Annotated in this window: 18 protein-coding genes; 15 read left to right on the plus strand and 3 right to left on the minus strand. The window is 52.7% G+C overall.

Features of this window, described 5'->3' with window-relative positions; genetic code table 11:
• Positions 1-19: 19 nt before the first annotated feature.
• Genes M1D70_RS00570 through M1D70_RS00585 form a run of 4 tightly spaced genes read left to right on the plus strand, consistent with a single transcriptional unit; the run spans position 20 to position 6930 of the window.
• Positions 20-2098 (plus strand): glycoside hydrolase family 65, encoded by a 2079-nt coding sequence (locus tag M1D70_RS00570; protein WP_456288860.1) that lies wholly within the window; start codon positions 20-22, stop codon positions 2096-2098.
• Between the two features lie 43 nt (positions 2099-2141).
• Positions 2142-3287: an oligogalacturonate lyase family protein gene (locus tag M1D70_RS00575; protein WP_456288861.1), complete on the plus strand. Its 1146-nt coding sequence runs from the start codon at positions 2142-2144 to the stop codon at positions 3285-3287.
• Between the two features lie 26 nt (positions 3288-3313).
• Positions 3314-4459 (plus strand): glycoside hydrolase family 88/105 protein, encoded by a 1146-nt coding sequence (locus M1D70_RS00580; protein WP_456288863.1) that lies wholly within the window; start codon positions 3314-3316, stop codon positions 4457-4459.
• Positions 4456-6930: a glycosyl hydrolase family 95 catalytic domain-containing protein gene (locus M1D70_RS00585; RefSeq protein WP_456288864.1), complete on the plus strand. Its 2475-nt coding sequence runs from the start codon at positions 4456-4458 to the stop codon at positions 6928-6930. Before M1D70_RS00580 ends, M1D70_RS00585 begins: the two co-directional genes overlap by 4 nt.
• A gap of 162 nt (positions 6931-7092) precedes the next feature.
• On the opposite strand, the gene M1D70_RS00590 is transcribed toward M1D70_RS00585, so the two are convergent.
• Positions 7093-9168 (minus strand): serine hydrolase domain-containing protein, encoded by a 2076-nt coding sequence (locus tag M1D70_RS00590; RefSeq protein WP_456288865.1) that lies wholly within the window; start codon positions 9166-9168, stop codon positions 7093-7095.
• A 216-nt stretch (positions 9169-9384) separates the two neighbouring features.
• Complete coding sequence (locus tag M1D70_RS00595; protein WP_456288866.1) at positions 9385-9894, minus strand: phosphatase PAP2 family protein; 510 nt, start codon at positions 9892-9894, stop codon at positions 9385-9387.
• Between the two features lie 351 nt (positions 9895-10245).
• Here M1D70_RS00595 and M1D70_RS00600 point away from each other — a divergent pair, with 351 nt between their 5' ends.
• The 6 genes from M1D70_RS00600 to argS all read left to right on the plus strand — a co-directional run bounded on the left by M1D70_RS00600 (position 10246) and on the right by argS (position 15465).
• Complete coding sequence (locus tag M1D70_RS00600; RefSeq protein ID WP_009595511.1) at positions 10246-11103, plus strand: carbon-nitrogen hydrolase family protein; 858 nt, start codon at positions 10246-10248, stop codon at positions 11101-11103.
• Positions 11104-11152: 49 nt separating this feature from the next.
• On the plus strand, positions 11153-11824 hold the full coding sequence (locus M1D70_RS00605) for a GNAT family N-acetyltransferase (RefSeq protein WP_456290370.1): 672 nt from the start codon (positions 11153-11155) through the stop codon (positions 11822-11824).
• Between the two features lie 91 nt (positions 11825-11915).
• Entirely contained in the window at positions 11916-12587 is a 672-nt protein-coding gene (locus M1D70_RS00610; protein WP_433937956.1) for a GNAT family N-acetyltransferase, read from the plus strand.
• Between the two features lie 129 nt (positions 12588-12716).
• Positions 12717-13235 carry a hypothetical protein gene (locus M1D70_RS00615; protein WP_009595525.1) on the plus strand — a complete coding sequence of 173 codons (519 nt, stop codon included), beginning with the start codon at positions 12717-12719 and terminating at the stop codon, positions 13233-13235.
• A gap of 128 nt (positions 13236-13363) precedes the next feature.
• Positions 13364-13789, plus strand: a complete 426-nt coding sequence (locus M1D70_RS00620) for a DUF1934 domain-containing protein (RefSeq protein WP_009595541.1) — start codon at positions 13364-13366, stop codon at positions 13787-13789.
• Entirely contained in the window at positions 13786-15465 is a 1680-nt protein-coding gene (argS, locus tag M1D70_RS00625) for an arginine--tRNA ligase (RefSeq protein WP_009595534.1), read from the plus strand. The genes M1D70_RS00620 and argS overlap by 4 nt, the downstream gene beginning before the upstream one ends.
• Before the next feature lie 112 nt (positions 15466-15577).
• On the opposite strand, the gene M1D70_RS00630 is transcribed toward argS, so the two are convergent.
• Positions 15578-16726, minus strand: coding sequence for a S8 family peptidase (locus M1D70_RS00630; protein ID WP_012818380.1), 1149 nt, complete (start codon positions 16724-16726; stop codon positions 15578-15580).
• A 365-nt stretch (positions 16727-17091) separates the two neighbouring features.
• Here M1D70_RS00630 and rpoE point away from each other — a divergent pair, with 365 nt between their 5' ends.
• From rpoE to M1D70_RS00655, 5 genes are all read left to right on the plus strand, one after another.
• On the plus strand, positions 17092-17655 hold the full coding sequence (gene rpoE / locus M1D70_RS00635; RefSeq protein WP_009595507.1) for a DNA-directed RNA polymerase subunit delta: 564 nt from the start codon (positions 17092-17094) through the stop codon (positions 17653-17655).
• 526 nt (positions 17656-18181) lie between these two features.
• Positions 18182-19783 carry a CTP synthase gene (locus M1D70_RS00640; RefSeq protein ID WP_009595544.1) on the plus strand — a complete coding sequence of 534 codons (1602 nt, stop codon included), beginning with the start codon at positions 18182-18184 and terminating at the stop codon, positions 19781-19783.
• A 272-nt stretch (positions 19784-20055) separates the two neighbouring features.
• Positions 20056-20448 carry a response regulator gene (locus M1D70_RS00645; RefSeq protein ID WP_009595517.1) on the plus strand — a complete coding sequence of 131 codons (393 nt, stop codon included), beginning with the start codon at positions 20056-20058 and terminating at the stop codon, positions 20446-20448.
• 174 nt (positions 20449-20622) lie between these two features.
• Positions 20623-21477 carry a class II fructose-1,6-bisphosphate aldolase gene (fba, locus tag M1D70_RS00650; RefSeq protein ID WP_009595530.1) on the plus strand — a complete coding sequence of 285 codons (855 nt, stop codon included), beginning with the start codon at positions 20623-20625 and terminating at the stop codon, positions 21475-21477.
• A gap of 321 nt (positions 21478-21798) precedes the next feature.
• Entirely contained in the window at positions 21799-23058 is a 1260-nt protein-coding gene (locus M1D70_RS00655) for a UDP-N-acetylglucosamine 1-carboxyvinyltransferase (RefSeq protein WP_009595499.1), read from the plus strand.
• Positions 23059-23153 lie beyond the last annotated feature (95 nt).

Raw genomic sequence — 23153 nt, forward strand, 5'->3', positions numbered from 1 at the left:
AGCCGGGAAGGGAGGAGCTATGGAGATGGAGAGAGAGCAGATTGTTTGGCGGCATCATCCTGAATTCGACAGGCTGGATCCGCTATCGCCACTGTCGGTAGGCAACGGGGAATTCGCGTTTACCTCCGATATTACCGGGCTGCAGACTTTTCCTGAACAATATGAGGTGTCGCTTGGCACCCAGTCGAACTGGGGCTGGCATTTTACGGGGGGGCGCGGCAGGTTCTCCGCGAAGGATGCAGCGTTGCAGATGTTCGAGACCCACGGCCGGCAGGTCGGCTATCCGATGAAGCCGGGGGATAAGCCGGAAGCTTACCAATGGCTGCGGCAAAATCCCCACCGTCTTCACCTAGGCCGGCTGTCGTTCCGATTTCTGGACGAAGCGGGAGAAGAGCTCGGTTACAGCGATGCAGGCCAATTCCGTCAAAAGCTCGATCTGTGGACGGGCATTCTATCGAGCAAGTTCGAAATTCGCGGCGTGCCGGTAGAAGTTACGACGGCGTGCCACCCCGAAGCCGATATTTTGGGCGTGCGGGTGATCTCGCCCCTTATCCGGGAAGGGCGGCTTCAGGTATTCATCCGTTTCCCCGCACCGGATATGACTCATTCGGCTTGGGCAAAATCGGTGTTTCCCGATTGGGAAAGCGATCATCGGCATGATACCGTTCTCGTTCGGCAGGAGAAAGGAACGGCCCTGTTGGAGCGGACTCTGGACGAGGAGCGTTATGCGGTCCGCTGGCGTTGGAATATTGGCCGGCTGGAGCAGACGGAAACACATGAATTCACGCTGAATCCTGGCGAGTCTCAGGATGAATCCCCCAATGAATCACCGGAGGAGCTGACGTTTTCCGTAGGCTTTGCGGCTGGGTCGCCCGGTGTGGCTGACTTTGAAGCTATTGTTTCGGCGAGCATCCGGCATTGGGAATCGTTTTGGCAGAGCGGTGGCGCAGTCAGCTTCGCAGGCAGCTCCGATCCGCGAGCTTTTGAGCTGGAGCGCCGCGTCGTCTTGTCGCAATGGTTATGCGCCATTCACAGCGGGGGCTCGATGCCCCCCCAGGAGACCGGTCTGATGTACAACAGCTGGTTCGGCAAATCGCATTTGGAGATGCATTGGTGGCATGCCGCCCATTTCGCGCTATGGGGCCGGGCCCCCATATTGCGGAGAAGCATGGACTGGTATAACGGTATACTGCCGGTCGCCCGCGAACTGGCGCTATCGCAGGGATACGAGGGAGCGCGCTGGCCGAAAATGGTCGGTTTCGACGGCATTCCGTGCCCCTCGCCGGTCGCTCCGGGCTTGATCTGGCAGCAGCCGCACCCGATCGCCATGGCGGAGCTGTGCTACAAGGCCGACCCGGCACAAGAAACGCTGCGCCGGTTCCGTGACATCGTCTTTGAATCGGCTGACTTTATGGTTTCCTTTGCCCACTGGAATGAGTCAAAAGATGCCTTCGATCTCGGACCGCCGCTCATTCCGGCTCAAGAATGCCATCCGATGAATGCAAGCGTGAACCCGCCTTATGAGCTGGAGTATTGGAAATATGGCCTGGATATCGCTATAAAGTGGGCTGATCGATTGGGTATCCAGCCGAATCCGCGCTGGGTTGAGGTGGCGAATAATCTGGCGGCGCCGCCCCGACTCGACGGCGTTTACCTGGCGCATGAGTTGGCGCCGGACACGTTTACGGAGAATAATCATGACCACCCGTCCATGCTGTGTGCATTAGGCGTGCTTCCCGGCAAGCTTGTCGACCGGGAAACCATGCGGCGTACTTTGTGGAAGGTCAAGGACGATTGGAAATGGGAATCGGCCTGGGGATGGGATTTTCCCGTATGCGCCATGACCGCTGCTCGGCTCGGCGAGCAAGATCTGGCTGTCGATTTTCTGTTAATGGACGAAATGAAAAACACGTTTTTGCCGAACGGGCATAACTATCAGCGCCCGGGTCTGACCGCTTATTTGCCGGGTAACGGCGGATTGCTTACGGCGGTGGCCATGATGGCCTGCGGCTGGGAAGGAGAAGAAGATCTGCACTGTCCGGGATTTCCGGCAAGCGGCTGGACGGTGCAGTGGGAGGGGCTGAAGCCGTGGCTTTAGCTTCGTCTTCGGCTTGTACAACTTGCGGACAGGAGGGCTGAATATGGCCAAGGGAACGGTGTGGAAGCCGGAACGTAAGCAGTATCGCGACCGATTGACCGGAGTCGAAGTGGTGCAGCTGACCGACTATAAGGCTCATAGTCATCATCTATATTTTACGGAGAACGGATGGTATGACGGCGGCAAGCGGCTGTTGTTCGTATCGGATAGGGAAAACAGTTCGAACTTGTACAGCATGGATGTCATCAGCGGCGAAATGCTCCAGCTGACGGATTACCCGGACAATGATTTTGTGGATGCGTGTCTGTTACCGGATGGCCGGGCCGCTTTCGTCAAAACGGGTCGGAGCGTACGCCGCCTTGATCTGACAACATTGGAGGAAGAGCTTGTCTACGAAGCTCCAGAGGGGTACAACATCGGCAACCTGAGCTGTCCTGCCGATGGTCGTTCGGTCGTCACCTGCATACAGGAGGATCTGTCCCATCGCATGCAGCTAGACCTCGGCAATGGCTATGTCGGCCATAGGGAGTTGATGGAGGCTGCTCCTCACAGCCGGATCGTGCGGATCGATTCGGAAGGGCAGACGCAGCCTGAAACCCTGTATGAAGCCCATCGCTTTATAACTCATATTAATGCATCACCCGTCGAACCATGGTTGATCACCTTTTGCCACGAAGGGCCGTGGCATTTGGTCGATCACCGGATATGGGGACTGGATCTTCGGAACGGAGAGGCCTGGAGAATTCGCCAGCGCCTTGAACCCGGAGAAAAGGTCGGCCATGAATTTTTTTATCCTGACGGCGTTACCATCGGTTACCATGGCTTCCGTATGGATGGAACCAATTTCTTCGGAAATATCCGGTATGACAATACGGCCATGGAAGAGACGGATTTCGGGTTTGATACGTGGCATGCGTATGCGGACGGCCTCGGTCAGGCCGTTGTCGACGGCAAAGGGTCGGTCAAAACCCTCTCCGTATGGCGTAAAGACGCCAAAGGAGTCTATCAAGGGCCGAGGATGCTGTGCGAGCTCCGATGCAGTTTTCATTCCCAGAAGGTGCATGCGCATCCGCGTTTTGATCCGGACGGTAAACGACTCTTGTTTACAAGCGATAAAAATGGTTATGGCAATCTGTATCTGGTCGACATGCCGGAAGATTTCGATTCGCTGCCGCCGCAATCGGTCTAAAGCGAAGGAGAGGGGAGGGGTCAACCGTGGCTGAAGCAACGGTCCTGGAACGAATACCGGTCCGGGTGGCAGAAACGATCTTGTCCGCTTGCGTGGACGGATACCATCCGAATATAGCCAACAAATGGGGTTACGTGGCCGGCATGGCTTTGAGTGCACTGGGCCGCCTGGCCGAATGGACGGGCGAGAAGCGCTTCAATGAAGCAGTCAAGCGCCATATGGACGTCTTCATACAAGAAGACGGGACGATAGCAGGCTATACACTGGAGGACTATAACCTCGATCACATCAATAAAGGCAAGAATCTGCTCCCCTTGTGGCGCACGACGGAAGAAGAGAAATACCGCAGGGCTGCCGAGCTGCTGGCATCTCAGCTGGTTGGACAGCCGCGGACAGACGAAGGCGGATTTTGGCATAAGAAAATCTATCCGTTTCAGATGTGGCTGGACGGCCTCTATATGTCGTCACCGTTTATGGCGGAGTACGCAGAAACGTTTGATGCGCCGGAATGGTTCGACGAAGCGGCACGTCAGCTGCTGCTCATCGAGCGGCGCACGCGGAATCCGCAGACGGGCCTGCTGCATCATGCTTATGATGAGAGCAGGGAGCAGCGCTGGTGCGACAAGGAAACGGGCCGCTCGCGCCATGTATGGGGGCGGGCCATGGGCTGGTATGCGATGGCCCTAGTGGACTCACTGGAGCATTTCCCCGTAAGGCATCCGCAGCGCGGCCAGCTGATGGGCATTTTCGAACGAATGGCCAATGCGCTCGTACGCGCCCAGGATCAAGACAGCGGGCTGTGGTATCAGGTGATGGACTGCAACGGACGGCAGGGCAATTATTTGGAGGCTTCGGGCTCCTGCATGTTGACCTATGCCTTGGCCAAAGGCATTCGGCTTCATTATTTGGCCGAGATCGACATCGGGGTGGTCGAACGTGCCTATGACGGCATCAAGAAACGTTTTCTCACCGTCGATGCCGAAGGACTGCACCTTCACGGCATATGCCACGGCGCCGGATTGGGCGGGCGGAAATACCGTGACGGATCATACGAGTATTATTTGAGTGAAAAGGTAGTCAGTGACTCGCTCATGGGCGTCGCACCGCTCCTGCTGGCCAGCATCGAAATGGAGAGGCTGCAGGCGGGAGACGAGAGCGGGCATCGAGGATGAGTCAAGAGAACCTGTTGACCATGAGGTATCCCGCATCTTGGTGGCGTAATATGTGGCGTGAGGGGTTACCCTCAGGCAATGGAATGGTCGGGGCCTCGGTATTCGGGGGCGTGCATGAAGAGACGGTGCTGCTGAATCATGAGGGGTTGTGGCATTGGGGCCGGAAGGATCCGCTGCCGGACGTGAGCATGACGCTTGCCGAAACGCGCAGGCTGATGGATGAAGGACACTATGCGGAGGGCAGCTGGAGCTTGGCGAACGCTTTACGGGAGCGGGGATACGGGACGAGGCTGGCCTCCCGCTTCCCGCTCGCGGCGATTAAACTGTTCATGCCCAGTACACGGGCGTTCCGCCATTACCGAAGAACCCTCAATATGGAGACCGGTGAGGTTTCGGTTGGCTGGACGGACGGTTCGATCCGATACGTAAGGCGGTTGTTCGTCTCCCGTGCAGATAGGGCCATCGTTTACGAGATTGGCTCCGAGGGATGTGCTAACCAAGAAATAAACCCAGAAGGCAGGAAAGGGATCGGTAAGCATATCGAGGTTCAAGCCGGGACGAGTCACTGTATTTCGGGAGAGATTGGATTGGCGCTCTACCCGAGCAACCGATTGGGGGATACGCCGGAATTCAAGGAACTGGCCGAATCCGTGGTCACTTCGGCGAAAGGGACGTTTATCCGGTACGCCGGCCGCAATGATGACGGTACAGATTTCGGGGCCGTGCTGCGGCTTATTTGCGAAGGCGGAAGTTTACAGTCAACCAAGGAAGGAACGATGTTAAGTTTTGTTAAGGCCCGACGGGCCCTGGCACTGGTGAAAGTATTTATCCGTGGCAAGCGTGAACAGGAATGGGAGCAGCTTGAGCGTGAGCTCAGCGACTTCCCTGAAAATTGCGAATATGACCTGCTTCTCAAGCGCCACGCCGAGCTTCATGGTCCATTGTTCCATTCCGCATCCTTGAAGCTGAACGTGACCAGCGGGGACGTGCGTTCGAACGAGGAACTGCTGCTGGAGGCTTACGAGGGCGAGGCGCCCGATTCGCTCGTTCGTAAAATGTGGGCTTATGGAAGGTATTTGTTTATTAGCGGGACGGCGGCCGAATCGGGGCCGTTCGGACTATATGGCCTATGGGGCGGAGACTACCGGCTTGTCTGGTGCCACCATATGGCGAATGAGAATATTCAAATGATGTATTGGCACGCGCATGTTGGAGGCTTGGGAGAACTAGTACCCCCTTTGTTCCGCTACTACGGAAGCCTAATGGACGATTTCCGCGGCAATGCCCGCAAGTTGTATGGTTGTCGCGGAATCTACATCCCGGCTGGGACTACGCCAGGGATCGGAACGCCGAATCAAATCGTACCCGTCATTCTAAACTGGACGGGAGCGGCCGGGTGGCTGGCCCGGCATTATTATGAGCATTTTTTGTATACGGGAGATGTCCGGTTTTTGCGAGAGGAGGCGCTGCCGTTCATGCGTGAAGCCCTTCAATTCTACGAGGACTTCGCAGTTGTCGGTGAGGACGGCGCCTACCGTCTGTATCCTTCGGTTTCGCCGGAGAACACGCCGCTCAATTTCATGCCGGAGGACGGAAGGCAGCTGGCACACCCGATGCCGACAACCGTCAATGCTACGATGGATATTGCAATTATGAAGGAACTGCTTACCCATCTGATCCAAGCGAATCGGCTAGTCGGCGGACCCGGTTCGGAGGAAGAACGGTGGATGCGAATGCTGGAACGCATTCCGCCTTACCGGACGAACGGGGACGGAGCCCTTGCGGAATGGCTGGATCCCGCGTTTGAGGACCGATACGATCACCGTCATCTCTCCCATATCTATCCCTTGTTCCCGGGTGATGAAGTGACTCGGGAATCAGCACCAGAGCTGTACGTCGCTTTTGAGAAGGCGGTGCGTCTGCGCCGACTCGGAGCCCAAAGCGGTTGGTCGCTTGCCCATATGGCTTCCATTTACGCGCGGCTGGGGGCAGGCGATCGTGCGCTGGAGTGTCTTGATACATTGGCGCAATCATGTCTGCTGCCGAATCTGTTTACCCTCCATAATGATTGGAGGGGGATGGGGATATGCATGGATATGCCGGCAGCGCCGATACAGCTCGATGCAAACATGGGATGGGTGAATGCCGTACAGGAGATGCTGCTGCAGGTGTCGCCGGATATGGTGAAGCTCCTGCCAGCGTTGCCGGAGCGCTGGCGTAGTGGCCGACTCTCAGGCTGGAGATACCATACCGGTCGGATCACCGTGGAATGGGACCGGGATGCCGGTATGTTCCACGCCAAGCTTGAGGCTGAACGGGAGACGGACATCCTCGTTTCCCTGCCGCCTTGGGCAGGGGAATGTTCCATGTCCGGCCCGGCAGCCTCCGTCCAGCCATCAATGCTAGGGCCCCTTTTTCATGCGGTCCGTCTGCACCCGGGGTCACAGCTGTTGATCGATTGCAGCCCGTAAGTCGAAGTAGACGTAAGCCGACCTCGAGACTGAAATTGGCCGAAGACCATTTCATTGAAAAAAAGCACCTCAACCAAAGGAATGAGCCCTTGGTTGAGGTGCTTCTATTTTTAGGTCATCTTGGATTGACATGGAATCATGTAAACCCGCTGCCCACCTTCATTACGGCTGCAGGGTGATGCCGAATGCCGAACCTGGGGCACCGGCGAATACGACAGCTCCGTTAGCCGGGAGCTTAACTTCGTTGGAGCCGCTGACCACGGTGTAGTTTACGACCGTGCCTTTCTCATCGTATACGGCGAATGCGCCTTCCGCCGGCAGGGTTACCGTCATGGTTTTGCCTGCGGCTGCTTCAGGAACGGTATACCACTTGGCATAGCCGTCGGCTTGCAGGGTAACGGTGGATTTTTTCCCTTTATACAGCGGCTTCACGTGCTTGCCGCTGATAAACAGGGATCCAGCACCCTCGAGATACTCTACGCCTTTTTCCTTATAGAAGCGGAATTCGGACGTATCCCGGCTGCCAATCGCCGGAACCTGGTGCTGGCTTACTGCGGTATCCGGATCGATGATCTGCTTGTCGATCAGATATCCTTCCAGGCCGCTCTTGCTGTTAATCTCTACCGTCGGTTTCGTAATGAAGTACATCAGCGATGTGAATTTCTCGTTCAATGGATAGAACGTTTCGCCTTCCCGCTTCGCCCATGCGGCAGCGGTTTCCTTGGACAGCGGGTTTGCTTCCATTTTTTCGGCCGAATATTGCGACAAGGCCATCTGTCCCAGTCCAGGAATCGAAACATATTGTCTTACCCATAGGTAGATGCGATCATTCTTTTCCTTAACGAAGCTGACCTTGATGCTGCCATCCGCGCTGACAAACGTTCCGTCCGCGGTGTATACATATTTCTCGGCAGGATAGTCCGGTACCATCGGTACGGTAATGGACAGTTCGCCGTCCTTGATGTCGACTTTCATCTGCTGATTCGTCACGCCATAGTAACCGGCGAATTCCGCCATATTGTCAGGCATATCCGCTTGGACCGGTTTGCCGAACGATTTTTCAGGCTTGAATTCCTTGATGGTGCCTTTTTCCTTGAGCGTATGCAGCAAAATTTCGTTTGCCAGCAATTGGTTGGTTGAACTCGAACCGCCGGAAGATAATACGGCAGCTGCCATGTTCTGCTCCGGAAGCACAACGAGCGAAGCGTGGTATAGAATGGTGTCGCCGCCTTTAGTCACGGCTTTCATGTCATATTGGTTAAACGGGAACAGTCTCACGCTGTCCCAGCCAAGTCCATAATCGAACGAATTATCGGCATCTTCTGGCCACAGGCCTTTTTTATACTCTTCCTGCTCCATGGCTTTTACAGACTGATCTGAGAGGATTCCCTCGGCTTCCCCGGTGAAAATCTGCGCAAACTGCACCAGGTCTTCGGCCGTGGAGTAGATGCCGCCGGTTCCGATGACATTGATGGTCTCGTTAGGCAGCTGTCCTTGATGAGCCGGATAATAGAGGCCCGCCATTTGGCTTAAATCCAATGTGTCTTGGGATGTCTTGGTGTGGTCCATGTTTAACGGCTCGGTAAAATGTTCATGAATGAATGCGGTAAAATCCTTGCCGCTCACTTTTTCCACGAGAATCTCGGCGAGCGTGAATCCGTCATTGCAATACACGGAGAATGCACCCGGGTCTGCCTTCAGGTTTTGGGTGGACAACTGCTTCAGCAGCGTGTCATGTGCATGCGGGTCATTATCTTCGAACAAAAACGCGTTGTTCAGGCTTGAGCCCTGCAGGCCGGAGGAATGGTTAAGCAGCATGCGCGGCGTGATTTTTTTGTAGCGTTCGTCTTTCATCGTGAATTCGGGTATGTACTGAACGAGAGGCGCATCCAGGTTGATCTTCCCGTCATCCACCAATTTCATGACCGCGGCGGCAGTGAACACTTTACTCGTGGAGCCGATCCCATACATCGTATCTTCGGTCAACGGGATCTTTCCTTCGATATCATTGACGCCCGCTTGCCCGGACACGGTAATCTTGCCGTTGTCGATCAGGGCATATTGGACGCTTGTCGTTCCATACGTCTCGGTGAGCAGCTTGGCTTTCTCTGCGGCGATCTTCTCAAGACCCCCTCCTGCAGCGGCAGTCTGGCTGTTATCTGCTGCCATGGCTCCGGCTGGAAGGATCATCGTAACCGCAAGCAGGGCAACCAGCATTCGTGATAATCTTTTCTTCAATGAACAAATACCTCCTTATTATGAATGTATAAGTTAGTACGATTTACCAGCCGAAATGGTTCGAACTTTTTTTCATGTTTTTCGTAAATCTGTGATGAATCAGATATAGTCCGGGCGTTGAATCGTTGTTAGGTGAGATATGAAGAGATGAGAAGGAGTAAAAAAACCAGGCATCCCATCATTAGTCGCGAGGACCGTATGGTAATGCCTGGTTATTTAACTAAGCACGATCAGGAGTGCCGAAGCGGTGCCGACGAAACAGCCGGCCAGGCAATCCGAAGGATAATGAAAGCCGAGATAAACCCGTGACAGGCTGACCGTAAGCGCCAGCAGGATCAAGATCAATGACAGCCAGGGCGTTACGAACAGAAACGGCGTGATGATGGAAAATATGGCCGTCGAGTGCCCGGAAGGAAACGAATGGTCCTTCATCGGTTTCTTTTCAAACCTCACTTTTTCCAATGCCTGGTATGGCCGGATGCGCCGCAGTTTCTTTTTGATGAGAGCCGTAATCAGGAAGCTGAGGGACAGTGCGATAAAGCTCTGCCATCCCATCGTATCCCACGGCTCCGGTGCAAAAAACGCTATCGAAAGTGTCAGCACAATGGTAAAGATAGCACCCCCCATATGGGTGACCAGCGCGAGCATCGAATCCACCATTTTGTTGCTGATCTTGCGGTTTAACCAGCGGAAGATAAGGTGGTCATGTTGCTGAAGCCAATCCATCGAACGAGTTATCATTGTGAACAGAACACCTCACATTATAGTTTGGCAAGCTGATAGCCCTGAGTCAAAACGGGCTCGGGTGTATGCTTGTAAGGGCCGGGATTGATCGCGTAGACAAGAGGCTTACATACGACAGTATACAGGAGAATTGTTAAGCGTGGGTATGAATGGCGAGTATTTTTTCATAATTCAAGCTTTCTTCGGCATAAGTACTTTCGATGATAACCGTATACTGTAAGGGACGTGATTAAAGTTATGGTTTCCAATTGACGGCGACTTGATGTTCCCATGTTCTCTAAGCCCGGAATCCGATATAATGAAAGCATCTAACCATGCATAAGGAGGAGAAGCATGAAATTTCGCGTTTCTGCCGTGCAATATCATCTGCACACGATTCAATCCTTTGACGATTTTGCCCGTCAATCGGAGCATTATATCCGAACGGCGGAGGAGTTCGAAGCCGATTTTGTGCTGTTTCCGGAATTTTTCACGACGCAGCTGATGTCCATCGGGGACGATCAGGGCCAGGCTTTAACGATCAATGACCTTCCGGATTTCACAGACCGTTACCGCGAGCTGTTCCAGGGCTTTGCGAAGCAATATAACATGCATATCATTGGCGGGACCCACGTCATTCGCCGGGAAGGGAAGCTTTACAATGTGGCGCATCTGTTCTATCCGGACGGCCGCATTGCGGAGCAGGCGAAGATTCATATTACGCCTTCGGAGATAACCGGCTGGAACATGGGGGCCGGCGAAGGGCTCGAAGTATTCGAGACCGAAAAAGGCACCATCGCGATGCTCACCTGCTATGACATCGAATTTCCCGAGATCGTGCGCATGGCCAAGGCCAAAGGGGCCGACGTCATTTTCTGTCCGTCCTGCACCGATGATCGCCACGGATTCCACCGCGTGCGTTATACCAGCCATGCCCGCGCCATCGAGAATCAAATCTATGTGGTGCTGACCGGCACGGTTGGATCGCTGCCTACCGTGGATCTGATGCGTGCCAACTTCGGGCAGGCTGCCATCATTACGCCGAACGATATTCCGTTCCCGCCGAAGGGCCTGCTGGCCGAGGGAGAGCTGAACAACGACATGATCATTACCGCCGATCTCGATCTGGATTTATTGTATCAAGTGCGCGAGAAGGGCTCCGTCACGACATGGCGTGACCGGCGTACGGATTTGTATCCAGATTGGGAGTAAGTCTTTTTATCATGATTTGAAAAAATAGGATAAAGGCGGTGTGGAGGAAATGGCCCGGTTTCATCAACAGTTTTATGTATTCGACGACGCCCGGCCGGTGCCGGTTGTCATTCGAGGCTACACCGAAGCGGACTTCGACGAGCTGATCGCCATTCAATCCGAGACGTTCCCGCCTCCGTATCCGCCGGAGCAATGGTGGAACAAGGAACAGCTGATGCAGCATGTCACCTTGTTTCCCGAGGGCGCGCTATGCGTTGAAGTGGATGGCATGCTCGCAGGCTCCATCACCTCGCTCATTGTGGATTACGATCCGATGGAGCCTGCCCACTCCTGGGCGGAGGCCACGGATAACGGATACATCCGCACGCATCAGCCGGACGGAAACACGCTGTACATCGCCGACATTTGCGTCCGGCCGCGCTTTCGCAAGCTGGGACTCGGCAAATGGCTGATTCAGTCGCTGTATCACGTGACCGTCGAACGGGGACTGGACCGGCTGCTTGGCGGCGGACGGATGCCCGGCTATCATCGGCATGCGCACGAAATGTCGGCCGCGGAATATTTGGATGCCGTTGTACGGGGAGATCTCAAAGATCCCGTAATTACCTTCCTGCTCCTGTGCGGCCGGACGCCCGTTGGGGTAGCGGCAGAGTATTTGGAGGATGAGGAGTCCTGCAATTACGGGGCCTTGATGGAATGGAAGAATCCGTTCCGAGAGTGAAGAGTTTATATTGGATGGTGATTTACGGCTTCAGATATCTTCGTAGAATATAAAGATATTTTCATTACATATATAAGGAGGCTTTTAATTGATGGAATATATTCGCATTACGAGCATCGACGATCCCTTGTTCCGCAAAATGCACGATCTCATGAAGGAAGTGTTCCCTCCGGAAGAGGTGCTGGAATTCAGCTTATGGAAGGAGCCGCTCGAAGATCCGGGCATTCGGGTATTTGTTGCCCTGCATGAGGACGAAGTGGTGGGTACGACGGAATACCGCTATTACGAGGACTGGAACGTGGCGATGACCGATTTTACCATTATCGGGCGTGAAGGGCTCGGCATCGGCCGATTCCTGGCACAACATCGCTTGAAGGATCTGAATCAATTGGCGGCGGCAAACGGCAAAGAGCTGTTCGGCATGTTTGCCGAGATTTACGATCCATATCGGGTGCAGGACCATGCATTCGGCGGCGTGAAACCCATGGATCCGTTCGTTCGCCGCGAAGTCCTGTCGCATCTGGGTTACAAACGCACGGATATCGACTATGTGCATCCCTCCTGGAACAATGATGGCGAGGCGGTGAGCGGGCTTGATTTCTGCTTCATGCCGGGCGACGATGCTGTTGATGAATTGCCTGCGGAGCTGATTGCCAACTTCTTGAGACGATACTATTCGGTGCTGCCTGAGAAACCGCAAGCCTGGAACGACATGGTAGCCAAGCTGGACGTGCGGGAGAAGGTATCCTTGCTTCCGCTGTAACCTATAGTATGGATCAGGCCTGATTCTTCTTGAATCAGGCCTATTCTTTTTCTTGACCGCCCATTGATTTCAATTTTTTGGTATTCTAATCCTATGAACGGCCAGGTCGACGCAATGGGGAGGCTGCTTATGAAGCGAAATCGTATTTGGTTATGGGCAGGTATTGGTTTAAGCATCGTAATCCTATATTCATTCATGCAACTAAGCGTTCATCTCGGCAAACCCATGTCCGAGGAACAGAAGATAGCGGCCTCTTACGTGAAATCGCTGGGCTATAAGATTGTAAGCCACTCCAGTAAACCGATTACTTATACGCTTGAGAAATCTCTTCTCGCACCCGGTACCGGCGCAATCCCCTATATTCAGACATGGAGTGTACAGAGCCAAGATCCGGCAAACTACTACGGAAAAGAAATTGTCACTTATCGTTTCAAGGTTTCCGGGCATCCGCTTGACCGCATGTATAATACGAATACGGCCTTATTCGTGATGATGTCGGAGGGGAAGGTCATCGGGGGAACCTCGTTCCCTGATCGGAACGATTTAGCTGGAGCCCCTTATTCTATTGATGGAAAGACCTTGGAGGAAATCACGGGCAACAGTTTCGGGGAATGGCGCGAGCAATGGGCCAAGAAATACGGGAATTGACGATGCGCTCCAACCTCTCCCAAAATAAGACGAAAGACATTTTTCTTTACTTTTGCTAAAATCCTCATTTGAATTGCAAGGCTATACTGGATATAGTAATACAATAGGTAAGGAAAAGAGGAACGTACATGAACGACCGAAAACAAGTGAGCATCCGTCTTCAGAGCCTTCACGAAGGAGAGAATACGATACAGGAGCTTCCCGCAGAGGCGTTTATCAAGGGGAAAGTGCTGTATGTGCGCTATACGGAGCCTGCGCTTGGACCGCATCAGGGGGAAACCCGGGCCATGCTCAAGCTGACGGAGGACGAGCTGAAGCTGATCCGTCACGGCGAGGTGGAGTCCGAGCAGGCGTTTAAGCTGGGTCAGCGATTGCCAGGGTATTATCGCTCCCCGTTCACTTCATTTAATCTGTCTACGCACACCCAGCGTCTGGAGCTAGCGCTAGAGGGCATGACCGGACGAGCGGCTTGGGCGTATGATTTATATGTGTTTGACGAGTTTTCGGGACACTTTTCGATCAGTTTGACTATTCAGGAGGCACATGAATCATGACAATGAATCCATTAGATCACATTAACGGGCTGGTTGCAGAGGCGGTAGGAGACGCTGCCGTAGCTGCCGGACTGGTGTCCCGCGAGGAGCTGCCCGCCATTACGCTGGAAGTTCCGAAGGATAAGTCGCACGGCGACTTGGCTACGAACGTAGCGATGCAGCTGACGCGGATTGCCAAGAAGAACCCGCGGCAAATCGCGGAAGCTATCCTGGAACATTTGGATACGGCAAAGGCTTCCATTGAGAAAGCGGAGATCGCCGGGCCCGGGTTTATTAACTTTACCTTGGACAAGGGGTATCTCTATCCGATCGTGGCATTGGTTCAGGAACAGGGCGATAACTACGGGCGGATCGCTACGGGCGAAGGGCAAAAGGTCCAGATGGAGTTTGTCAGCGCCAATCCCACCGGAAGTCTGCATCTTGGACATGCCCGCGGGGCGGCGGTAGGCGATGCCCTTTGCAATGTGCTTGATTTTGCAGGATACGAAGTTACGCGCGAATACTACATCAATGATGCAGGCAACCAAGTAGTGAACCTGGTTAAATCCCTCGAAGCCCGCTATTTGCAGGAGCTCGGTCAGGATGCCGAAATGCCTGAAGACGGATACCATGGCGAGGATATCAAAGGATTTGCCAAAGAGCTTGTAGCCGAGAAAGGCGATTCCTTGCTATCGATGGACCCAGGCGAGAGAACGGCATTCTTGCGTCAATTCGGGCTTGAGAAGGAACTTGGTAAAATCAAACGCGATTTGAATCGATTCCGCGTCCATTTTGACGAGTGGTTTAGCGAAACGTCCCTGTATGAGGATGGACTGGTGGAGAAATCCCTGGAAGAACTGAAAGCCAAGGGCGAAGCTTACGAGAAGGATGGGGCAACCTGGCTCCGCACCACCGATTATGGGGATGACAAAGACCGCGTCCTCGTTAAGAATGATGGAACGTATACCTACCTGACGCCGGATATTGCGTACCACCGCAATAAATACGAGCGCGGCTATGACAAGATCCTGAATATTTGGGGAGCCGACCACCATGGTTACGTTCCGCGCATGAAGGCTGCCATGGAGGCGCTCGGCAATGACCCGGACAAACTCATCGTATTGATCGCCCAGATGGTCAGCCTGTTCCAGGACGGCGAGAAGGTGAAGATGTCCAAGCGTACCGGTAAAGCGGTCACGATGGAAGATCTGATGGATGAGGTCGGCGTGGACGCGATCCGCTATTTCTTCACCATGCGCAGCATGGATTCGCATTTGGATTTCGATATGGATCTGGCGGTGTCCACGTCCAACGAGAATCCGGTCTTCTACGTACAGTATGCACACGCACGCATTTGCAGCGTATTCCGCCAAGCGGAGGAGCAAGGCGTTAGCCTCCTGCCGCTTGCCGACGTCAACCTGAGCGTTCTGACCGCCGAGCATGAATACGACATTTTGCGCAAAATGGGAGAGCTCCCGCAGGAAGTGTCGCTTGCTGCGGAGAACTATGCACCGCACCGGCTTATCCGGTATGTATATGAACTGGCTTCCTTGTTCCACAGCTACTACAGAGCTGAACGCGTGATTACGGAAGACGCGAATCAAACGCAGGCCCGCCTTGCTTTGCTGGGAGCGGTCCGCACGGTCATTGCCAACGTGCTTCGCCTGATGGGCGTATCGGCGCCGGAACGCATGTAAGAAGGGCCCTCCCTTTCATATGCCATAACAGCCAACAGCCGTCTTTCTTAGGAAAGACGGCTGTTTTTAATGCGTGAACGAAATGGCGTTTGCAGTTGCCGATGAACCGAATTTATAATTTCATGCCCTCGCGCAAAAATTTCAAGGCATTTACCTCTCCATCGGAGGCGCTGTATCCTTTTTTGAGCTTAAGGGGGGAGGAGGTGCGCCGCAGCAGGGCCTTGATCGTAGCTGTTTTTTTCAAGTCAGGCTTCTGGGCAAGAAGCAGGGCGATTGCTCCGCTGACGTGTGAAGTGGCCATGGAAGTACCGCTCATTTCGTGGTATTTTCCCTGCAGCCAGGCTGACACGATTTTATCTCCGGGCGCATAAATATCGACAAATTGCCCACGATTGCTGAAGCCGGGGATCCTCCGGCTGCGGTCGGTAGCTCCGACGGATATCGTTTGGGGATAACGGGCAGGATAGTCCGCGGTACGGCGTTTGCCGTCATTGCCGGAAGAGGCCACAATGAGGACGCCTGCTTGGTTGGCCTTGCTTACGATATCCAGCAGCGTGCGGCTTCGGGTCTGCATGCCAAAACTCATATTGATGATATCGATCTCGGCCCGCACGCACCAGTCGATGGCCAGAATGATATCCGACACGAAGGCGGAGCCGTTGTGATCAAAGGCTTTGACCGGATACACGACAGATCTGGGAGCAACGCCGATCATACCTTGGGTGCTGTTTGCTGCAGCGATGGTGCCCGAGATATGCGTTCCATGCCCATTGTCGTCATAAGGCGGGATGTTGCGATGGACGAGGTTGACCCCTCGGGTCAGCGAATACTTCAGATCCGGGTGACCGAAATCCACCCCTGTGTCGATAACGGCAATCTTCACGCGGTGTCCTGTCGAGGTAGACCAGGCTTGAGGGGCTTTGATTTGCTTGATACCCCATGGGATCCCGGTTAGCGTTCCTATTGTCCCCTGTATGGCGTGGATATGAACCTGTTCATCCTCTTCAACCATCAGTTCGTTCCGAAACTCCGCTTCAAACTTCGCGGTTTGGGGAGCTGGAGCGATGATGGTGCGAGTAAGCGGCGAGCGGCTGACCGAACTCGGGAAACGCCTTTTCCCTGCGAGCCGGTTCCATTCGCGGATGCATTTCTGGTACAGCTGAGGGTCATGAAACGTGAGGAGCCGCCGGTTCATTTCCCGGACGTTCCGCATAGGGTTCGTCTCTGCAAGTAGTGATTGCATGATCCGGGTGTAATCCATGTGTGGCAATCTCCCTTCTCGATGAACCGTTGCTTCAGTATTGTATGAGCCGGGGAGAGTGCCCGAATGGGATGTTGCCCTTTTTCCGGGAAATAGGCCCTGTTTCCCGTGTCAAAGCAGCAGGGCTAACATAAGATACATGGAGAGAATATCAAGGTTCTCTCATCTATCCCGTAAGGAGTCGATCCTAGGGGCGGGTACAGTCAGAAGGCGGAGAGAATAGTCTCCGTCTTTTTCCCTTTGGTATCTGATGGGTAATGGAGCATAAAAACTTGATTTTTATTTCCAAATAGGTTTTACTTAGTTTTGATAATGGATATGTTGAGGGTATAACGTGAAGATTGTGTGAGAGGAAGTGTGCGTTAGTGAGTAATCCGCTCAATTTAAAGATCGATCCGGAGAAGATTCAGGAAATCCCGATGGTTGACCTGGCTTTTATGGTTCTGAAGGCGGCGAATACGCCGTATTATTACCGTGACCTGATGAATGAGGTGGCCAAGCTTCGCGGCTTTACGGAACAGGAAATTAACGAAACGATTGCCCAGTTATATACCGAGATCAATATAGACGGACGTTTCGCATGTGTAGGAACGAATCTGTGGGGACTAAAGCGCTGGTATCCGCTTGAGAAGTCCGAAGATCCGATTGCGAACGCCAAACGTCCGCGGATCATCAATGATGAAGACGATGATGACGATGACTTCACGGATGAAGAGGATACCTATAGCGGCGACGATGCCGAAGAGGATTTCGACAGCATCGATGAGGAAGATGATGATCACGACGATCTCTTCCCGGATGATGACGATGCTGACGATGATGTAGATGAAGACGTTGTTCTGGATGATGAGGAATTGGATGACGAAGATGCGGATTCCGATGAAGAAGAACTGGAAGAGGAAGAGTTTGAGGAAGACGACAGAGATTAATCTGTCATTCCGCTCGGAATTTAAGCCAGTACGCATGGTTTATGACCGTGTTTTACGATGTCGGCCGATTGGGGAATTTTGAGGTTGGTTCTTCTCTTGACAAGCAGACAAGGCACAGAGTAAACTATTGCTTGGGCTTATGATTGTGGATTAAATATGTTTAATATAAAAGTGCCCCGTTATTTATTCGGGGTCACTTTTTTTGTTTTTAAGGCTCGGAAAGTGTAAACGACGCTAGCTTCCGGGCCAATATAGAAAGACCAAGTTTCAGATATGCAGAGTGTTAAGATGTATTGGAATCGCTCGCCCTGAAGCCTCATAACGTTATGCCGTACCGGCAGCCCGATGGGGATCATTTTAGCGTCAATATATGCGGTTTGTAATAGGTCGGAGGTCAGCTCGCTCACCATTATTGGAAGCGAGCGATGTTTTTGTTGGTCCCTCTGATGAATCAGGGGAAAACGGGTTAGGATAAACATCATATGTCGCCTGAAGTTATGGAGATTATATAGGAGGGTTTTTAACAGTGACAAAGTATATTTTTGTAACAGGCGGAGTCGTGTCATCTCTAGGTAAGGGAATTACCGCCGCTTCGCTCGGTAGATTGCTTAAGAACAGAGGGCTCAAGGTAACGATTCAGAAATTCGATCCGTACATTAATATAGATCCGGGCACCATGAGTCCTTACCAGCATGGCGAAGTGTTCGTTACTGACGACGGTGCGGAAACCGACCTGGACCTGGGACACTATGAGCGCTTCATCGATATTAACCTGTCGAAGAACAGCAACGTGACAACAGGAAAAGTATACTCTTCTGTTATTAGCAAGGAACGCCGGGGGGAATATTTGGGCGGCACCGTGCAGGTTATTCCTCATATTACGAACGAGATCAAGGAGCGCGTATTCCGTGCGGGTCGTGAAGCGGGTTCGGATGTGGTCATTACCGAAATCGGCGGAACGGTCGGCGATATCGAAAGCCTTCCTTTCCTGGAGGCCATCCGCCAAATCAAGAGCGATGTTGGCCGTGAGAACGTGATGTATATTCATGTAACCCTCATTCCATATATTAAGGCAGCCGGTGAAGTGAAAACGAAGCCGACGCAGCACAGTGTAAAAGAACTCCGCAGCATCGGCATTCAGCCGAATGTCATCGTGTGCCGTACGGAGCATGAGCTTTCAACCGAGATGAAAGCCAAAATCGCGCTTTTCTGCGATATCGACCCTAACGCGGTCGTAGAATGCCGCGACGCATCTTCCCTATATGAGGTGCCGCTGAATCTGCGCGATGAAGGCCTGGACGAAATTGTTGTCAATCATCTGAAGCTGACGACTCCTGCGCCGGATATGAGCGAGTGGGAAGATCTGGTGGAGCGCGTCTCCAAGCTGGAGAAGACCGTTGAGATTGCGATTGTCGGCAAGTATGTCGCGCTTCATGACGCCTACCTCAGCGTAGTAGAATCCCTGTCCCATGCCGGCTTTGATGCCAATGCCGACGTGAAGATCCGCTGGGTGAACGCCGAGGAAATTACGGCGGACAATGTGGAAGAGACGTTGAACGGCATCGGCGGTATTCTGGTACCTGGTGGATTTGGAGACCGGGGTATCGAAGGCAAGATCAGCGCGATCCGTTATGCCCGCGAGCGCAACATTCCATTCTTCGGCATTTGCCTTGGCATGCAAGTGTCCGTCATCGAATATGCCCGTTCGATCGTAGGTCTGAACGGCGCGAACAGCTCCGAAATTGATCCGGCTACCGAATATCCGGTTATCGACCTGCTTCCGGAGCAGAAGGATATCGAGGATCTTGGCGGAACGATGCGCCTTGGCCTGTATCCTTGCAAGCTGGTTCCGGGATCGCTTGCGGAGTCCTGCTACCAGGACGAGCTGGTTTACGAAAGACATCGCCACCGGTACGAGTTCAACAACCAATACCGCGAAGATATCGAGAAAGCGGGCCTGCGTATTTCCGGTACTTCACCGGACGGACGTCTGGTCGAGATCGTGGAGCTGCCAGGACATCCTTGGTTCCTCGCCGTGCAATTCCATCCGGAATTCACTTCCCGTCCGAACCGTCCGCAGCCATTGTTCCGTGAATTTGTAAAAGCCTCGATCCAGCATCAGGCATAATTGGGAAGAGCCTCTTTTTGAAGAGGCTCTTTTTTTGCGTGCAAATTGGTTTGTCGCTACGCGAAGGGTGGAGCTGAGGTCCGTAATTCCTGTCCAGCGCTGTCGATTTCGGATGCAGCAAATTCGCGATCTTTTTTTCTTACTTTTTTTAGGACAGGAAGGAATTCGACATCTACAGGCGAATACAAATAATGGCCGGTTTATGGGAAAGTTAGGAACTTTCGAGTTTGCATATACTCATTGTACGATTTAAGTATCGGGAGGTTGGAAGGATGAGCAAACAAAGCAAACACAAAGTGCTGATTGTGGATGACCAGAATGGGATCCGCATCCTGCTTGTGGAAGTGTTCAGCAGTGAAGGATATGAGACGTTCCAAGCGGCGAACGGCAAGGCTGCCCTTGAAATCGTGAAGATGCATGCCCCGGATTTGGTGCTGCTGGATATGAAAATTCCTGGAATGGACGGGCTTGAGATTTTGAAGCATATTAAACAGATGAATCCGGACATTAAGGTGATCATGATGACAGCCTACGGAGAGCTTGACATGATCAAGGAAGCGACCGATCTTGGAGCACTGATGCATTTTACCAAACCCTTCGACATCGACGAGATGCGGCAAGCCGTCAACATGCAGCTGAAAGGGACCGCGAACAACATCGGTTGAATGATGAATTCTGCTCAAGGGGCGGAATTCTTTTTTTTGCCAGAATGTGAGTTCCTTCGCAGCAATTTAGGAAATGCTTGTTTAGTATTTATGACGCGATGTGGTATAATAAGTCCGTATGTTATATCGGCTAAAAACCATAGACAAACTAAGCATCTATAGGAGGATGAAACCATGCCATTAGTATCAATGACAGACATGCTGAACAAAGCACTCGAAGGTAAATATGCTGTTGGTCAATACAACATCAACAACCTGGAGTGGACATATGCAATTCTTGAAGCGGCAGAGCAAGAGAAATCACCGGTCATTCTTGGTGTTTCCGAAGGCGCAGCTCGTTACATGGGTGGATTCAGCACCGTTGTACACATGGTAAAAGGTTTGATGGAGGACCTGAAAGTTACAGTTCCTGTTGCCATTCACCTTGACCACGGTTCAAGTGTTGAGAAATGTAAAGAAGCAATCGACGCAGGGTTCACTTCGGTTATGATCGATGATTCCCACAGCCCGATTGAGACGAATATTGCAACAACGAAACAAGTGGTTGAGTATGCTCACGCAAAAGGCGTTTCCGTTGAAGCCGAAGTTGGCATGGTCGGCGGACAAGAGGATGACGTTATCGGCGACGTAATGTACGCGAAGCTTGACGACTGCGTACGCATCGTGAACGAGACAGGCATCGACACATTGGCGCCTGCGCTTGGTTCTGTTCATGGTCCTTACAAAGGCGAACCGAACCTTGGTTTCAAAGAGATGGAAGAGATTCGCAATGCTGTGAAACTTCCGTTGGTGCTTCATGGCGGTACGGGCATCCCGACGCATGACATCAAGAAAGCTATCTCCTTGGGTACTTCCAAAATCAACGTGAACACCGAGAACCAAATCTCGTTCACCAAAGTTGTTCGTGAAGTGCTTGCCGCTAAACCGGAAGCTTACGATCCGCGCACATTCCTGAAACCAGGCCGCGAGGCAATCAAGGAAACCGTTGTCGGCAAAATCCGTGAGTTTGGTTCCAACAATCAAGCTTAATCACCCGTAACACACAAAAGTCGCTTGTAGCCTTCGTGGCCGCAACATGACGATAGGAATCACCTAAGATATTTTAGGCTGTCTTATGCTGCATACAATGAAATGGAAAGCACACCGCATAGCCGGTGTTTTTCCATTTCATTTATTAAGTTATCAAAAAGCGCAAGCGGATTGTGAGGCTTCACAACCGGATAATCGCTACGAAAACGAACGCTTATTGCGTCTGTCATCCTTTAGGAACGTCGATACGACGTTTTTCTTGTATGACGGGCATCAGAACCATTTCCGGCTGCGAAGTGATGTAGGGGGAACCGAAAGCTTATGGAAAAATTGATGATCAGCGGTGGACGCCCACTGCGAGGTGCTGTAACAATCAGCGGTGCCAAGAACAGTGCTATTGCGTTAATTCCCGCCGCAATCCTGGCGGAATCGGAAGTCGTACTTGATAATTTGCCGCTTCTCAGCGATGTGGCTGTTTATGCTGAGATCCTTGAGGAATTAGGCGGGCAGGTTTCATGGGAAGGCAATCAGATGAGAATTGACCCTTCTGATATCAAATCCATTCCGATGCCTAACGGACCCGTCAAGAAACTGCGCGCGTCCTACTATATGATGGGCGCCATGCTTGGAAGATTTAAAGAAGCCGTGATCGGCCTGCCGGGCGGCTGTAATTTTGAACCTCGTCCCATCGACCAGCACATCAAGGGCTTTGAAGCGCTTGGCGCGACCGTGACCAATGAACACGGCTCGATTCACCTGCATGCCAAAGAGCTGCGGGGCGCGAAGATCTACCTCGATGTGAGCAGCGTGGGTGCAACGATTAACATTATGCTGGCGGCTGCCAAGGCCAAAGGCTCCACAATTATCGAAAACGCGGCGAAAGAGCCTGAAATTATAGATGTTGCAACACTTTTAAATTCCATGGGAGCTGTCATTAAGGGCGCCGGAACGGAAACCATCCGGATCGAGGGCGTGACCGAGATGCATGGCTGCCGACATTCCATTATTCCAGACCGGATTCAGGCCGGTACATATATGATTGCTGCCGCAGCTACGCGCGGCGATGTTCTGATTGACAACGTCATCCCGAAACATCTTGAGGCCCTCACGGCCAAGCTGATCGAGATGGGTGTGGGCATTGAAGAGCTGGACGAAAGCATCCGCGTGATCGGTAAAAACCGGTATCAGCATGTGGATGTGAAGGCGCTTATATATCCTGGATTTGCAACGGATTTGCAGTCACCGATGACCAGCCTCCTTACGCAAGCGGAAGGCGTCAGCGTCCTTAGTGATTTTGTATATAGCAACCGATTTAAACATGTACCGGAGCTCGTTCGCATGGGAGCCAAAATTCGCGTGGAGGGACGCTCTGCCATCATCGAAGGCGGCCCGCTGAATGCAGCCAAAGTCAAAGCGACCGATCTGCGCGCGGGTGCGGCTCTTGTCATTGCGGGACTGACGGTGCCTGAAGGGATAACGGAGGTAAGCGGCGTGGAATTCATCGACCGCGGCTATGACCATCTTGTTTCCAATTTACGCGAACTGGGTGCCGACGTGTGGCGTGAGACCGAAGAAGAGTGATTTTTTTACCAAAATGAGGGAAATGTGTGGTGGAAACTGCATATCTCCCTCTGATTTGGGTAATGCTCCTAGTAAAGCTCTCATAGACTAATAGA

The sequence above is a fragment of the Paenibacillus sp. AK002 genome (genome assembly GCF_053903045.1).